We start from the raw sequence: 14,979 nt of genomic DNA on the forward strand, positions 1-14,979 counted from the left end.
TCAAAACTTTCCGGTTTCTTTGAACACTTCGAAGGTCGCACGGATGTGATCGGCAACGGCTTTCACTGGCGCGCTGGCGTCCGGCGCCACGACCATGGCCAGATTGTAGGTGCCGATATCGGGCATGCCGTCCTTCGGGCAAAGCTCGACCATGTCGCTGCCGAGGAACGATTTCGGCAGCGGCGCCACCGCGAGGTCGGACATGATTGCGGCGCGCTGGCCGGCGGTGTGCGCACTCATATAGGCGACGCGGTAGTTGCGGCCCTCACGCCCAAGCGCTTCGAGCGCCCCGGCCCGCCAGGCGCAGCCCTCTTCCCACAATGACACCGGCAGCGGTTCGCGCAGATGCGCGCAGCCGCCCTTGGCGCCGGCCCAGACGATCGGTTCGGTGAGCAGCACTTCGGCGCCGAGCGCGCTGGTCTTGTATGAATTGGTGAGAAGCGTGATGTCGAGCGCCCGGTCGTCCATGCGCCGACGCAGATTGACGCTCTGGTCGATGGTCACGTCGACGGCGATCGAAGGATGCGACTGTGCAAAACGCTTCAGCACGTGCGGCAGCACGCGCTCGCCATAGTCGTCGGGCGAGCCGAGCCGCACCACCCCGACAATGTCGGGGATGATGAACTTCGACACCACCTCGCGGTTGATCGACAACAGCCGGCGGGCGTAGCCGAGCAGCATCTCGCCATCCGTGGTCAGCGTCACCGAGCGCGCGTCGCGCGCAAACACCGAGCGGCCGAGAATGTCCTCCAGCTTCTTGATCTGCATGGAGACAGCCGACGGTGTGCGGAAGACGGCACTGGCGGCGGTGGTGAAACTGCCGGTTTCGGCGATCGCCACGAAGGTGCGCAAAACGTCGAGATCGAGCAGCGGCAACGGATGATTGAGTGGGGCGTTCATCGGGATCGACCTTCAATTTTTCTGATGCAAACTATCATTCCATTTCGTTTGATTGAACATCACTTTGGGAGGATAGTCAACTCCATCGAAGGCAGACGCATCGAAGGCGGGGTTGAAACGACTGCGACACTGATCTGCAATCGACACGAAATGAAGCTGAAACAAACCGGATGTAGCGCTTGGTCCGCCGAGCACCGGCACCCGGCCCAACCCTAAGGAGAATTAAAATGTCCATCCTGTCATCCATCGGCCGCATCGCGACCGAATTCAGCGCGGCCCGCGCCCGCTACCAGACCGAACGCGCCATCCGCTCTCTGCCGATCGAACTGCAGAAGGATATCGGCTGGCCTGAAGCCGCCGACACCAAGACCGGCACTCGCCACGGCGTTGGATCCTGGGCTGGCGGAGCAAAATAGATCGTGTGTATCAAAAGCTGAAGGCCTGCCGCACAGACGATATCCGGCAGGCCTTTTTATTTGTTGATCAAATGTTCTTTTAGAGCCATGTCGCCGTTGCATGACGCATATGAATACGCCGCATAGCAGCGGGATTCCTGCCTAACGCCTTGTACATATTCACAAATCTTGGGCAGACTGCCCAAACTTATCGCATGCCATGTCGCTTTTCATGTCAAGTGCTTCGCTTTTGTGATTTAGTTTCCCTTCACGTAAGCCTATATCAGCGCCAGCCAACGAGCTGCCCCACTCCATCACGCGAAGGCGACCCGTCTGAGCAACCGAATGGAGATGATGATGAAGCTTTTTGCCCGCCTTTTTGCTCGCCGTGAAATGAGCCTGACGACCGCGCTCGAGCGCCAGCGCCTTGCCAACACAATGCCTGGCCAGACCGGCGCCGTGGCCGCCGCGCGCCTCGGCTTCGTCGCCTGATCTGCCAAGCTCGCAAGCGGCGCTCGCTGCTTCAAAGTTTGATCACAACGCCGCTTCGGTTTGCCGAGGCGGCGTGCCTGGTCATGCCCCGACCACATGCGGCCTAATGCTCAATCCGGCAGCAGGTTGGGTCGTCATCGCATAGCGATTGCCCATTTGCGACCCATGTCGCAAATAAAGTCTTTTCGTTGCCGCCTAGCCGATTGACAGGAAAGATTTTTCCTGATGTCGCTATGCTGATCGCGACATCCTGTTCGCGCCATTGCAGCGTGAGGGTTACCCTGTGAACGTCGTAAATCATCCGATCAGGCGATCGTTTGTATTCTTCCTGGTCCCCGATTTCACCATGATCGCCTTTGCAACGGCGCTCGATCCGTTGCGCTCGGCCAACCGGATGCTCGGCTACGAAGCCTACCGCTGGCGGCTCGCCAGCATCGACGGCAAGCCGGTGCGCGCCTCGAACGGCGTCGAATGCGCCGTCGACACCTCGCTGGAGGACGAACGCAAGAAGATGTCCGGCTCCGAACGGCCGAACATGGCGGTCGTTTGCAGCGGCATCAATGTCGAGCGCTACCAGAACAAATCGGCCTTCGCCTGGCTGCGCGAGGAATACAATCGCGGCGTCGCCATCGGCGGCCTGTGCACTGGCGCTCATATACTGGCCGCCGCCGGCCTGTTGTCCAACAAGCGCTGCGCCATTCATTGGGAGAACCTGCCGGGCTTTTCCGAAGCGTTCCCGAAGGCCAATGTCTTTGCCGACCTGTTCGAGATCGACCAGAACATCTACACCTGCGCCGGCGGCACCGCGGCGCTCGATATGATGCTGAAGCTGATCGGCGACGATTTCGACGACAATCTCGTTAACCGGGTCTGCGAGCAGGTCTTGACTGACCGCGTGCGCAGCCCGACCGATCGCCAGCGCCTGCCGCTGCGCGCACGCCTTGGCGTCCAGAACTCCAAGGTGCTGACCATCATCGAATTGATGGAAGCAAACCTGTCCGAGCCGCTGTCGTTGATCGAGATCGCCGACCATGTCGACCTGTCACGCCGGCAGATCGAGCGCCTGTTCCGCACCGAGATGGGACGATCCCCTGCCCGCTACTATCTGGAGATCCGCCTCGACCGGGCTCGGCACTTGCTGATCCAATCATCGCTGCCGGTGGTCGAAGTGGCGGTCGCTTGCGGCTTCGTCTCCGCCTCGCATTTCTCCAAATGCTACCGCGAGCTCTATGCGCGCTCGCCGCAGCAGGAGCGCGTCGATCGCAAGCAGTTGCTGGCCGCGTAGACAAGACAAGGCAATATTTTGCACGCGTACCTCTGGCGGATGGCGATTGAAGTCTAGCGGGTGTCGAACATCCAGCTTCGGTCGCGCCACATTTTCTCGCCGACCAGGCAGTCGGTGGCCGGCTTGTCCTGCGCCAGCACCACCGGCGGATGCGCCGCTTCTTCCGCCGCCCATTGCGGTGAGGCAGGCCCGGCAAGCTCAAGCACCAGCTTGCGGCGGATCGCTTCGGGAAACTGCGTCCACTCGTTGACCGGGATCATGAACGCGCCGGGCCCGCCGATGACGCAGTCTGTGTAATAGCGGTCGAGATAGTTGACGTCGTAGACGCTGGTGAAGCCGCCCCGGGTCATCAGCGGCAGGCCGTTGATGGTAATGCCTTGCCTGACCAGTTCGTCACGGATGATGTCGACGGGGGCACCTTGATTGTTGGGGCCATCGCCTGAAATGTCGATGACGCGCTTGACGCCCTGAAAGCCGCTCTCGGCGAAGAGATCGCTGCTGAATTGCAAGGCACCGGAAATCGAGGTGCGCCGCGCGCTGTTGGGCGCATGGGCGGAGAGTTGCTCGACGACCCGCTCGGCGTCGGCACGATTGGCGATCACCGTCCACGGCACGATGATGTGCTGCCAGGTCGTGCCGGCCCATTCGACATAGGTGACGGCAATCTTGCCGTAGGCGCCGTCGGCGATGGCCTGCAGTACCGTGTCATGCGTCAGTGCCGCGACATAGCCGCGACGCTGGATTTCGAGTTCGGCCGGCGACATCGACAGCGAAACGTCGACCGCCAGCACCAGTTCGACGTCAACGGGATCGGCAGCGCGGGAGTCCGGCGCCTGGACGAACGTCAGCGCCAGCGCGGCGGCGCCTGAGAGGAGATGTCCTGCGCGGGGAAAAGCAGACATGCCGCAAGGTAAGCGAAAATCGTCGCGCCACAAAGCGAAAAGCCTAGCCCCGGGCTAATGCATGTCGTCCAAAAGCATGCCCTCGGGCTTGAACCAAGGATGCGCAGCGGGTTTGGGCAACGACTTGCATAAAAACGAGAACTTAAGGCGCTGCCGCATGGCCCCACAAAACGTGACGCGCTTTAAGTCCTTGCATTCACATTTTTGCGAGTCCGCCCCTCACCTCTTTTGTGGGAGGCTCAGCTGCGTGGCTTGAGGTTGTCCGGGTCGTAGAGCGGCCTGTAGCCGACGGCGGCCACTTCGACCGGGTATGTCTCGCCGAAATATTCGACATCCAGCTTGCGGCCCTCCTGGCAATACGTCCACGGCAGATAGGCGAGCGCAATGTTCTTGCCGATGGTCGGGCCGTAGGCGACCGAGGTCGTGAAGGATCGGCGGCCGAGTTCGTCGACCAGCGTTTCACCCGTTTGCGGGTCCATCACCGGCAGCGTGCCGACGGGATAACGGGCAACGCCGTTGGAATCGACATTATCCGTCATGACAAGTGTGCAGAGCATGGCCGGCTGATGCGCGCGGGCGCGATAGTCCAGATGCTTTGCCTTGCCGCTGAAATCGGCCTCCTTGACCTTTGGGCGGGCAAGATCGGCCTCCAGCAGATTGTACTCGGTCAAAAGATCCGCATTCTGCAGGCGCAGGCTCTTCTCCATGCGGCGGCTGTTGGCATAGGTCTCGACGCCAAAAGCCATCACGCCGGTCGAACGCAAAGCATCCCATACGGCCAGGCCGTCTTCGTATCGCATGTGCAGTTCCCAGCCCTGCTCGCCGACATAGGAGATCCGGAAAGCGGTCACGTCCTTGCCGGCGATCCTGACAGGCTTGATCGCCGCAAAGGCAAAGTTCTCCGGCGTCAGGCCATCCGGGTCCTCGACGACCTTCTGCAAGGTCGAGCGCGCGTTCGGACCCCAGATGCCGACGGTCACGTATTTTTCGGTCACGTCGGTGATGGCGACATCGAACCCTTTGTCTTCTGCCGTCCGCCGCATGTAGTGGAAGTCGCGCGGGCCGGCATCGGCGCCGTCGATGACGCGGCAGCGGTCGGCCATGCGGATGACGGTCAGGTCGGCGCGCACCATGCCCTCGTCGTCGAGGAAGTGGGTATAGATGCCTTTGCCGATGTTAGCATCGCCGCCGATCCTGGCCGCGCATAGCCATTCCATCAGCGCGACATGATCCGGGCCTTCCACGTCGTACATCGCGAAATGCGACAGGTTGACGATGCCGCAATCCTCGCTCATGGCGAGATGCTCGGCATTGGAGACGCGCCAGAAATGGCGGTTGTCCCACTCGTTTTCGCGCACCGGCACCCGGTTGCCGTATTTCTCGAGCAGGTGCTCGTTGGCGGCATAGCCATGGGCGCGCTCCCAGCCGCCGAGTTCCATGAAATAGCCGCCGAGTTCCTTCTCGCGCTCCCAGAACGGCGAGCGGCGCACGTCGCGAGCCTTGGAGAAGGGCTCGCGCGGATGGACGGCCGGATTGTAGACCTTCATCGCCGTTTCGGTACAGCGATCCCAGATGAACTGCTCCTGCGTCTGGTGCGGATAGAAGCGCGAATAGTCGATGGCGTGGTGGTCGATCGACGTCCGGCCGTCCGTCATCCAGTCGGCGATGAGCTTGCCCATGCCAGGGCCGTCCTTGACCCAGATCGCGACGGCATACCAGAGGCCCCGCACCTTCTGGCTCTCGCCCATGGAGGGGCCGCCGTCTGCCGTCACCTGCAGAAGACCGTTGAAGGAATGGCTCTCATTGTAGCCCAGTTCGCCCAGGATCGGCGTCAGTTCCATGGCGCGCTCGAGCGGCGCGAGGATCTGTTCCATGTCGAGGTCGCGCTGCGAGGGCGAAAGGCGGGCCTGGTCCTTCTCCAGCAGGTCGCGCGGATGGCAAAGGCGCGGATTGGTCTCTTCGTAATAGCCCCACTCGATCTGCCCGCCTTCGGCGGTCTTGGGATCGCCGGTGTCGCGCATGTAAGCCGAGTTGCCCTGGTCGCGCAGCAGCGGCCACCCGATCTCCTTGCCGGTGCCGGCGAACTCGGTATAAGGCCCGAAGAAGGTGAGCGGATGGTCGATCGGCATGACCGGCAGGTCCTCGCCGACCATTTCCGCGATCAACCGGCCCCATATACCGGCGCAAACGATCACGTAGTCGGCTTCGATGGTGCCGCGATCGGTCACCACGCCCTTGATGCGACCGTTCTCGACGACGAGCGACCTGGCCGGCGTGTTGGCGAAGGATTTGAGTTTGCCGGAGGCTTCCGCCTGGTCGACCAGCTTGCCGGCGACCGTTTGCGAGCGTGGGATGACGAGACCGGCATCGGGATCCCACAGGCCGCCCTGCACCATCTCTTCTTCGATCAGCGGGAATTTCTGCTTGATCTCGGCCGGCTCGATCAGGCGGGCACGCGTTCCGAAAGCCTTTGCCGAGACGATCTTGCGCTTGATCTCCGCCATGCGATCGTCGTCGCCGACGCGGGCAACCTCGAGGCCGCCGATACGGGCGTAGTGACCCATCTTTTCGTAAAAATCGATGGAGTAGAGCGTCGTCCAGCAGGACAGGAAATCATGGCTGGTGGTGTAGCAGAAGTCGGAAGCATGCGCTGTCGAGCCGATATCGGTCGGGATCCCTGACTTGTCGATGCCGACGATGTCGTCCCATCCGCGCTCGATCAGGTGATGGGCGACCGATGCGCCGACGATACCGCCCAGCCCGACGATGACGACCTTCGCCTTTTCCGGAAATCCTGCCATTGCCCGCGACTCCAAAGTGGTAAAGCGGGCACCGGCGCCCGTTGATCGGCGCACAATATGCAGGCGCCAGCCGCCATGCTACCGCCTGTTTGCGACACGCTGCAGATGCGACGCGACCCGAAAGATCAGCTGCTTTCGGGCCCGGGGCTACCCCTCAGGCGAAGGCCCAGATGTCCTCGGCCTGGAAGCCGACCTGGTAGCCGGCGGTCTTCAACTTGACCACGACCTGGCCGATCTCGGCCGCCGGCAACGCACCAACCTCGACCTTGATCATGCCGGGACGGTAGCGCTCGAGGTCGAGCTGCTCGAAGACGATCCAGTCGGCGCCTTCGCAATCGACAAGGAAGGCGTCGATATGGGTGATGCCGTTGCGGTCGAGCAGCGTCTGCAATGTCTCCGACGGCATTCGATATCCCTGAGGTGCGGCGCGAATTTATGAAGTTGGCATCGGCCTGGCCCCAGGCATTCTTGCCCGACATCAGATTGGTGTCGGTCACCGACGAGCAGCCGATGAACTCGATCGGCAGCGTGCCAGCCTCGAGTGCGGCGGCATCGAAGGTGTGGACCGTGATCGTTCCCTTGCTCTTCGTCACCGCGACCGGCTCGATGATGAAGCGGCCCGTATCGGTATAGTTGGCGCGCAACCGCTTCTGGTTGTGCGGGATCGGCTCGACCAGTATGGCGCGAGCGTGCGGGATGCGGTGCAGCCACGGCGTCACATCGTCGAACAACACGCCATCGCAGGCGCCGATATTGACCATCTGGAACCGCCTTTTTGCCCCACTGAGGCGCGCCTTCAGCGCGGCCTTCGCCAGGAACTTCGTACCGCGCATCGACGGCCCGCGATCGAGGATGCCAGCGGGGAGGCCGAGCGACAGCGCGATGCGCGCCAAGCTGGAAACGGAACTCATGACTTGTCTCCAGGAATGACGTGCAATGGCGCGGCGCCGCGCCCTTTGGTGCTCGCTGATGCCCACAACGCCATGAATGGCCCGGCGAGCAGCAGGAACGGCGGGATCAGATTGGGAAAATAGATGCGGGTGTCGTGGATCGGGAAGACCGTGAATTTGGCCAATACGCCGAGCACCAATGCCGCAAACAGAATGCCGGCGCGGCGGTCGAGCTTGAAGCCGGCACGGCTTGAGGCATACCACCCCGCCAGCGCCATCACCGAGACGCCGACCCAGTTGTTCAGGCTGACGGCACGGATCAGGGAGGCGGCAAAAGCCCGGAGGTAGGCGACAGCCGAGAACGGCGGATCGAAGCCGGCCATATTGTAGTGCTGCTCGATCGAGGAGAACCACAGATGCCGCCACCAGCCGGGATGCTGCGCCCAGTGCGAGATGGCGAAATAGGCGACGAGCGAGGCGGCAAAGCCGGCCAGCGCGCCCCACGCCTTCTGCCGGAAGACCAACAGCAGCACGGCAAAAATAGCAAGGAAAACAATATTGTCGGGCCGAGCCATGAAAGCGAGGAAGAGCAGGATCGCGGTGGCCACTTCACGACCGCGCCTATAGGCAAAGAGCCCGCCGAGGAACAGCGCTGAGCACAGCAGGTCAGGCGTCAACGCCCGCGCCGCGTCGCCGAAATCGGCCATCATCAGCACCGCGCCGAGAACCGGCGCCAGCGCCAGCGCGCCCTCTGAGCGCAGCCAGAGCAGCGCGATCGCGCCGAACAGCAGCACCGAGAACACCTGCAGCAGCCGCATCGCCGCGACCGGCGACATCGCCGAGCTCATCGTCGACAGGATCTCGGCGTAAAGGAACTTGATCCGGTACATGCCGAGCAGCGAATGGAAATCGGCGGCATTCCCGGCCATATGACTGCGGAAGCCGCCGCCATCATCGGTCAGCGCCTTGTAGTCGCTCGCCGATAGGCCGTCCCTGACGGTGCCATAGGCATAATCGTGCAGCGCCTGCACATCGCGATAGGTGCCCTCCTCGGCGATCGCAAGGTAGGGCAGCATGTCCCAATTGGCGTCAGGCATGAACCATGCCGTCGCCGCGGTCAGCAGGATGTAGAGCGCGAAGGCAGCCGCCCCGATCGGTGCGGCAAGACGCGCATATGTGCCCTCGCCCCATGCCAGACTGGCCTTGGTCAGCCGGTCGAGCAGGTTTGTCGGAGCCGGAGACTTGCTCAGCATGGTCTCGCTCGGCGCACCTGGCTAACGAACCTGGCTTTTGACGAAATCCTTCACGATCGACACGATGCCGCGCGACAACAGGCTGTCGAGCGCCTCGACGAAGCGGTCGACATGTTCGCGCTGGCAGATCAGCGGCGGTTCGAGACGGATGACGTTGCGGTTGTATTCGGTGAAGGCAACGAGCACGTCGTAGTCACGCAGCAGCAAAGCACCAACAAAACCGGACAAGGATCCCTTCAGCTTGTCGTCAAGCACGCTGACCACAGGCCGCAGCACCATCGGCAAGGTCTGCGAAAAGTCGTGGAATTCCAGCCCGACCATAAGGCCTTTGCCGCGGACCTCCTTGATGATCTTCGGGTATTTTTCCCGCAACGTCTGCAGGCGTTGCAGCAGATAGTCGCCGGTGACCGCGGCGTTGTCGATCAGCCCCTCGTCGTAAAGCACGTTGAGCGCCTCGATCGAGGTGACGCAGGCCTCGCCCATGCCGCCGAAGGTGGCCATGGCGTGGATCATCGCCGTCTTCGGCGTGCCATAGGCCTTCAAATAGACCTCGCGCCTGGCGATCATCGCGCCGACCGCCGCCTTGCCGCCACCGAGCGACTTTGCCAGCGCCGTCACGTCCGGAACGACGCCGTAGTGCTCGAAGGCATAGAAGCGGCCGGAGCGGCCATAGCCGCACTGCACCTCGTCGGCGACCCACAGAACACCGTATTGGTCGCAGAGCGCACGCAGCTTCTGCCAGTATTCGGCAGGCGCCTGGATGATCCCGCCGCCGCCCTGGATGGTTTCGAGCACGATGACGCCGACCTCGGGATCGGAGCGGAACGTGCGCTCGACCGCTTCGACGTCGCCGAACGGAATGCGCATGACATTGTCGGCCATCTTGAAGTCGGCGCGATAGAGCGAGCCGTCGGTGATCGCCAGCACGCCCTTGGTCTTGCCGTGGAAGGAATTCTCGGCATAGACGATTTTCGGCCGCTTCGGGCCGGCGGCGCGCTCGGCGAGCTTCACCGCCGCCTCCATGGCTTCGGAGCCGGAAGAGCCCAGAAACACCATGTCGAGGTCGCCGGGAGAGCATTTGGCGAGATTGTGCGCCAGCGCCGCCGCATATTGCGACATGAAGGCGATGGCGATCTCCTGCCGCTTCTCCTCCTGGAACTTTTTGCGCGCCTCGAGAAGGCGCGGATGATTGTGGCCGAAGGCCAGCGAGCCGAAGCCGCCGAAGAAATCGAGGATCTTGCGGCCGTTCTGGTCGATGTAGAACATGCCTTCGGCGCGCTCGACCTTGATCTTGTGGAAGCCGAGCAGCTTCATGAAATGCAGCTGGCCGGGGTTGAGATGCGCCTTGAACAGGTCGGTCATGCGCGCGACGTCCATCGCCTTGGCCTGCTCGACGCTGATCAGATCGGGCTTGGCGGTGGTGGCGGGCGAAAGCGCCGGCGCGCTGACCGTGGCGCGCGCAGTCGTGCGGTCTGGCTTGGTCATGACGGTCATCTCAAGAGTCTCCTGCTGGCCCTTCACTCGGCGGGCACATGTTTGGCGGCGACGGCATGGCCGTCTTTCTTGGCGCGATATTCGCTGTAGGCGGCGATCAGCATGTCCTCGTCGCGATATTGCGGCACCCAGCCGAGCTGGCGTTCGGCCTTGGACACGTCGAGCACGCAGTCCTCATCGGCGATCAGATACTGCTCCGGATCCATGATCGGCATGTTCAAGAGGTCGAGCAGGTCGAGCGTTCGCTTGACTGCCCAGCCCGGGATCGGGATCAGGATCGATTTCGAGCCGGCATGCCTGATCAGGTCGCCGAGCAATTTCCGGACCGGCGGCGGGTTGAGCGAGCCGAGATTATAAGCCTCATCAGGCACGCCGGCCTTCCACGCAGCGCGCGCCGCCTCGGCGCAGTCGAACACCGAGATGAACTGATACGGGTTCTTGCCCGAGCCGATCATCGGCACCGGAAGGTTCCAGTCGATCAGCTTGAACAGTTTTTCGAGGATGCCGAGGCGGCCGGGGCCGATGATCAGGCGCGGCCGAAACAGCGAGATCGACATGCCGCGCTTGCGCCATTCGACGGCCAGTTCCTCGGTCTTCTGCTTCGACCAGCCATACTCGCCGAGCGGCGCAACCGGGTGTTCCTCGGTCATCGGCTGCGTGACCGTGTGGCCGTAGATCATGTCGGTCGTGTAATGGACGAGCTTGGGCGCGCCGGCTCTGTCCATCGCCTGCATGATGTGCTCGGTGCCGTGGAAATTCACCGGGAAGAAGAATTCGTGGCGCCTGGCGCGCACCTGGATCGGCGACAGCATTTTCGCCGACAGATTATAGACCATGTCGTCGGCCTTCAGCCCGACCGAATCGACCGAGGCCGGATCGGTGACGTCGCACCCGACATATCGGGCGGAGCGGTAATGCGGCAGGTCGCTTTTAGCGATATCGGCGACGACCACCTCCTCGCCGTCGGCCAGAAGTTTTGGGGCAAGGTGGCGGCCGACGAAACCGTCGCCGCCGAAGATCACGTGTCTCATCGAACGATCCCACTGTGAATCTTGTCGGACGAAAGGGAGGCGGTTTCCTCGTCATGCCCGCGACCACCCAAATCCCGGCCGCTTTGGGCGATCAGCACCGTGCCGACGCAGATGAAAGCGATGCCGGCGATACGCCAGCCATTGAGGTCTTCGCGGAAAATGAAATAGGCGAAGATCGCAACGGCGACATAGGCGAGACTGAGGAACGGATAGGCGAAGCTGAGCTCTACTTTGGACAGCACATAGAGGTGCGACGCCATCGAGATGACGAAGGTGCACAGGCCGAGGAAAATCCATGGGCTGAAGACGATCTGCAACAGCTTCAGCAACGGATTGGCGCCTTCGAAGGAAATCGAACCGAGTGACATCATGCCCTGCTTCAGCATGAGTTGCGCGGCGGCATTGGTCATGACCGTGAACAGAATGAAGACGATGTATTTCATGTTTTTTCCATCAACCCTCCCCCGTCCTATTGAAAACCTCCAAACATTTCGTGAAGCACAAAAAGTCTTGAGGAAAGCTTGAGTTATCGACGCATTAACCACGACCTATTCGAATGTTATCTATTCCGCGGATTCGGCGGTTCCGTGTCGCGCCTCGAGCTTTTTCGCCGTTCGCGCCCAGAAACTCGACATGAAGGCGGGATCGCGGATCGCTTCGAGGCGTTGCCATTCCGGAAAGGAGGCTGCGAAAACGTCGTCGCCCATGCGGGCGTCCTTGTAGGGATTGATCGCGCCACCGGCCTCGACTGTGATTTGGTCGAGTTCCTTCAGCAGCGCCAGCGTCGCCCGGCCACGGTTGGGGAAATCCAGCGTCAGCGTGAAACCCGGCCGCGGGAACGACAGCAGTGCCGGCGAGCGGACCCCGCCGAAGCGCTTCAGGACTGTGAGGAACGAGCCCTGCCTGGCCCGTTTTGCCGCCGCAAGCAACGTCGGCACCACTCGGCGCGCGACGTCTTGCGGCATCACGCTCTGGTGCTGGAAAAGCCCGTTCGGCCCATAGAGCCGGTTCCAGTTGCCGACGCCGTCGAGCGGAAAGAAGAAACCCTGGTAGCCGACCTGGCGCGGCGCCGTCGACCGGCCTTTCTTCCACCGGTAGGCGGCATTGAACGCAGTCAGGAACGGCCGGTTGAGCACGTTGAACGGCGGCTGGAACGGCACCGAAAGATTTTCACCGGCCCGCAAGGCCACATGGGAGCCATGCTCGGCGTGATTGCCGGTGAACAGCAGCCCGCGCCCGCAACTTTGGCCGCCGGCAAGCTGGTCGATCCAGGCGACGACGTATTCGTTGGCCTGATCGGCCGCTTCTGCAAGCTCGAAGAACTCGCCGAGATCACGGAACGGCGTCACCTTCTCGATGATGTCGAGCGATGGCACCCTCATCAGCCGGATCGATGCGGACAGTATCAGGCCAGTCAGCCCCATGCCGCCGATCGTCGCCGCGAACTGGCGTTTATTCTCGGTGGCCGAGCAATAATGGGCCTGTGCGTCTGATCTGAGCAGCGTCAAGGATTCGACGTGGCAGCCGAAGGTGCCGCGCCGGTGATGATTCTTGCCGTGAACGTCGTTGGCGATGGCGCCGCCGAGCGTGACGAACTGCGTACCCGGAACGACGGCGGGAAAGAAGCCGTATGGCGCTGCATGGGCGATGATGTCGGACAGAAGCACGCCGGCCTCGGCCTCGATCACGCCGGTCTCGGCATTGAAGGCGCGGATCCTGTTCAGCGGCCGCATATCGACGATCGTGCCGGCTCCATTCTGGCAGGAATCGCCATAGGAGCGGCCGTTGCCGTAGGCGAGCAAAGCGTTTCTTGTCGCCTTGCCGCTCTTCAGCAGCACAACAGCGTCGTCCGCCGGGATCACATCGAGTGCCGGTGGCGTGGCAAGACCGAAGCTCTGGAACCGCTCCTGCCCCACGTCTACCAGCCTCCGACGACCAGAAACACAGCGCCGATGAGCACGACGATCTGGCTGCGCCAGTCGCGGATGATGAAGACGACCGGATCGTCATGCATCTGGTCGCGGCGGGCGAGAATCCAGACGCGCATGGTCAGGTAAAGCACGATCGGCGCCAGCGGCCAGACCAGCCAAGGATGCGGATAAAGTTCGCGCACCGCAGCGCTGTCCATATAGAGCGCCAGCACCAGCGCCGAGGAAAAGGCCGACGCCATGCCCGCCTGGGCGACGATCTCCTGGTCTTCGGTGCGGTAGCCGCGGCCGGCAATGCGCTCGCCGGCCGGAATGGCGGTCGTGCGCAGCTCGACAAACCGCTTCACCAGCGCCAGCGACAGGAAAAAGAAGATCGAGAAGGCCAGCAGCCAGAACGAGACGTCGACCCCGGTCGCCGCGGCGCCAGCCAGAACGCGGATGGTGTAGAGACTGGCCAATGTCAGCACGTCGATCAGAAGCATGCGCTTGAACGACAGCGAATAGCCGGTGGTGATGACCATGTAGCCGCAGAGCACGCCGAGGAATTCGATCGGCAGCAGAAGCCCTGCGCCAACGCCTATTGCGAGCAGCACCATCATTGAACCGAGGCCGAACGGGATCGACAGCGCGCCGCTGGCGAATGGCCGGTTGCGCTTGGTCAGGTGTTTGCGGTCGAGCGCGAGATCGAAGAAATCATTGAGGATGTAGATGGCGGAAGCGACCGCGCTGAACGAGACGAATGCCAGCAGGCATTCCCAGATCATGTCGGCGTTGAAGTATTCGTGCGACAGCACCATCGGCACTGCGATCAGCGAGTTTTTCAGCCACTGATGAACGCGCAGCATCTTGACGATGGTTCTGAATGTCGGCTTCGGCGCCGGCATGATTTCAGCACTGTGCGCGGCCTGCCAGCGCGCGGCATGACGGTCGGGCGCGACGACGATTGCCGTGCGCGCGGCGTCGAATACCTTAAGGTCGTGCCGACTGTTGCCGGCATAGTCGAAGCCGCCATCGCCATAGGCGGCGACAAGCGAGGCGCGCTTTCTGCCTGACGTCATGTTGTGGGGGCCGTCAGTCGCCAGGACGCGATCGAATATCCTGAGATGTGCGGCGATCGCCTCGGCGAATTTACGCGGCGTCCCGGTCGCCAGCACGATCTTGCGGCCTTCGCCATGTTCGGTGCGAAGGCGCTGAAGCAGCGCCTCGCGGTAGGGCAGCGACGCAGGATCGATGTCGATGCGTTGAGCGATGGCCTGCTTCAACCGCGCCGGCCCGCCGGCGAGCCAGAACGGCACCAGGAAAACATAGAGCGGGTTCTTCTTGAGAAGGATGAACAGACCTTCCCACAACAGGTCCGTCGCGATCAGCGTGCCGTCGAGATCGACAGCAAGCGGGATTGCGTTCCTGTCCGACCGCACATCCATTCTTCGTTGCCCTGCCTAAAAGCGCATGATCCCCGAAAGTCGACCTTTCGGAAAGGATCAGGCGCCGATCCAAAACCCCATGCTTCGGCGTCTTCGGCCCGATATAGCGGGCAACAGCGCAGCGATCGTTAAAGCGTCCGGCCCGGCCTGGCTTGCGTGACGGTATTTTCCCTTTCATCGTTAA

The 14,979-nt window shown here is 62.2% G+C and carries 12 protein-coding genes and 1 pseudogene; 3 read left to right on the plus strand and 10 right to left on the minus strand.

Annotation, left to right across the window (positions count from 1 at the left end; translation table 11 throughout):
* A complete protein-coding gene (locus tag AC0L3D_RS14610; RefSeq protein ID WP_023798923.1) occupies nucleotides 1-900 on the minus strand; it encodes a LysR substrate-binding domain-containing protein in 900 nt (299 codons plus the stop codon).
* Between the two features lie 227 nt (nucleotides 901-1,127).
* Between AC0L3D_RS14610 and AC0L3D_RS14615 the strand changes: the two genes are divergently transcribed.
* From AC0L3D_RS14615 to AC0L3D_RS14625, 3 genes are all read left to right on the plus strand, one after another.
* Entirely contained in the window at nucleotides 1,128-1,316 is a 189-nt protein-coding gene (locus AC0L3D_RS14615) for a hypothetical protein (RefSeq protein ID WP_077383673.1), read from the plus strand.
* A gap of 336 nt (nucleotides 1,317-1,652) precedes the next feature.
* Entirely contained in the window at nucleotides 1,653-1,787 is a 135-nt protein-coding gene (locus tag AC0L3D_RS14620) for a hypothetical protein (RefSeq protein WP_023798921.1), read from the plus strand.
* Between the two features lie 346 nt (nucleotides 1,788-2,133).
* On the plus strand, nucleotides 2,134-3,072 hold the full coding sequence (locus AC0L3D_RS14625) for a GlxA family transcriptional regulator (RefSeq protein ID WP_268931722.1): 939 nt from the start codon (nucleotides 2,134-2,136) through the stop codon (nucleotides 3,070-3,072).
* Between the two features lie 53 nt (nucleotides 3,073-3,125).
* On the opposite strand, the gene AC0L3D_RS14630 is transcribed toward AC0L3D_RS14625, so the two are convergent.
* The 9 genes and pseudogenes from AC0L3D_RS14630 to AC0L3D_RS14670 form a co-directional block, all read right to left on the minus strand.
* Nucleotides 3,126-3,974, minus strand: coding sequence for a DUF1194 domain-containing protein (locus AC0L3D_RS14630; protein WP_287175528.1), 849 nt, complete (start codon nucleotides 3,972-3,974; stop codon nucleotides 3,126-3,128).
* A gap of 239 nt (nucleotides 3,975-4,213) precedes the next feature.
* Nucleotides 4,214-6,775, minus strand: a complete 2,562-nt coding sequence (locus AC0L3D_RS14635) for a GcvT family protein (RefSeq protein ID WP_473644747.1) — start codon at nucleotides 6,773-6,775, stop codon at nucleotides 4,214-4,216.
* A gap of 154 nt (nucleotides 6,776-6,929) precedes the next feature.
* Nucleotides 6,930-7,686 (minus strand): annotated as a pseudogene (locus AC0L3D_RS14640) (FkbM family methyltransferase).
* A complete protein-coding gene (locus AC0L3D_RS14645) occupies nucleotides 7,683-8,918 on the minus strand; it encodes a hypothetical protein (protein WP_287175520.1) in 1,236 nt (411 codons plus the stop codon). Before AC0L3D_RS14645 ends, AC0L3D_RS14640 begins: the two are co-directional and overlap by 4 nt.
* Before the next feature lie 21 nt (nucleotides 8,919-8,939).
* The gene (locus tag AC0L3D_RS14650; RefSeq protein WP_473644796.1) at nucleotides 8,940-10,403 is read right to left on the minus strand and encodes an aspartate aminotransferase family protein; all 1,464 of its coding nucleotides are present in this window, start codon (nucleotides 10,401-10,403) and stop codon (nucleotides 8,940-8,942) included.
* A gap of 32 nt (nucleotides 10,404-10,435) precedes the next feature.
* The gene (locus AC0L3D_RS14655) at nucleotides 10,436-11,443 is read right to left on the minus strand and encodes an NAD-dependent epimerase/dehydratase family protein (protein ID WP_287175515.1); all 1,008 of its coding nucleotides are present in this window, start codon (nucleotides 11,441-11,443) and stop codon (nucleotides 10,436-10,438) included.
* Nucleotides 11,440-11,886, minus strand: a complete 447-nt coding sequence (locus AC0L3D_RS14660; RefSeq protein ID WP_023798913.1) for an EamA family transporter — start codon at nucleotides 11,884-11,886, stop codon at nucleotides 11,440-11,442. Before AC0L3D_RS14660 ends, AC0L3D_RS14655 begins: the two co-directional genes overlap by 4 nt.
* Nucleotides 11,887-12,006: 120 nt before the next feature.
* Nucleotides 12,007-13,359, minus strand: a complete 1,353-nt coding sequence (locus AC0L3D_RS14665; protein ID WP_473644749.1) for an FAD-binding oxidoreductase — start codon at nucleotides 13,357-13,359, stop codon at nucleotides 12,007-12,009.
* Between the two features lie 2 nt (nucleotides 13,360-13,361).
* Nucleotides 13,362-14,795, minus strand: coding sequence for a UbiA family prenyltransferase (locus AC0L3D_RS14670; protein WP_128166920.1), 1,434 nt, complete (start codon nucleotides 14,793-14,795; stop codon nucleotides 13,362-13,364).
* Nucleotides 14,796-14,979: the final 184 nt, after the last annotated feature.

The sequence above is a fragment of the Mesorhizobium sp. WSM4837 genome (genome assembly GCF_055811435.1).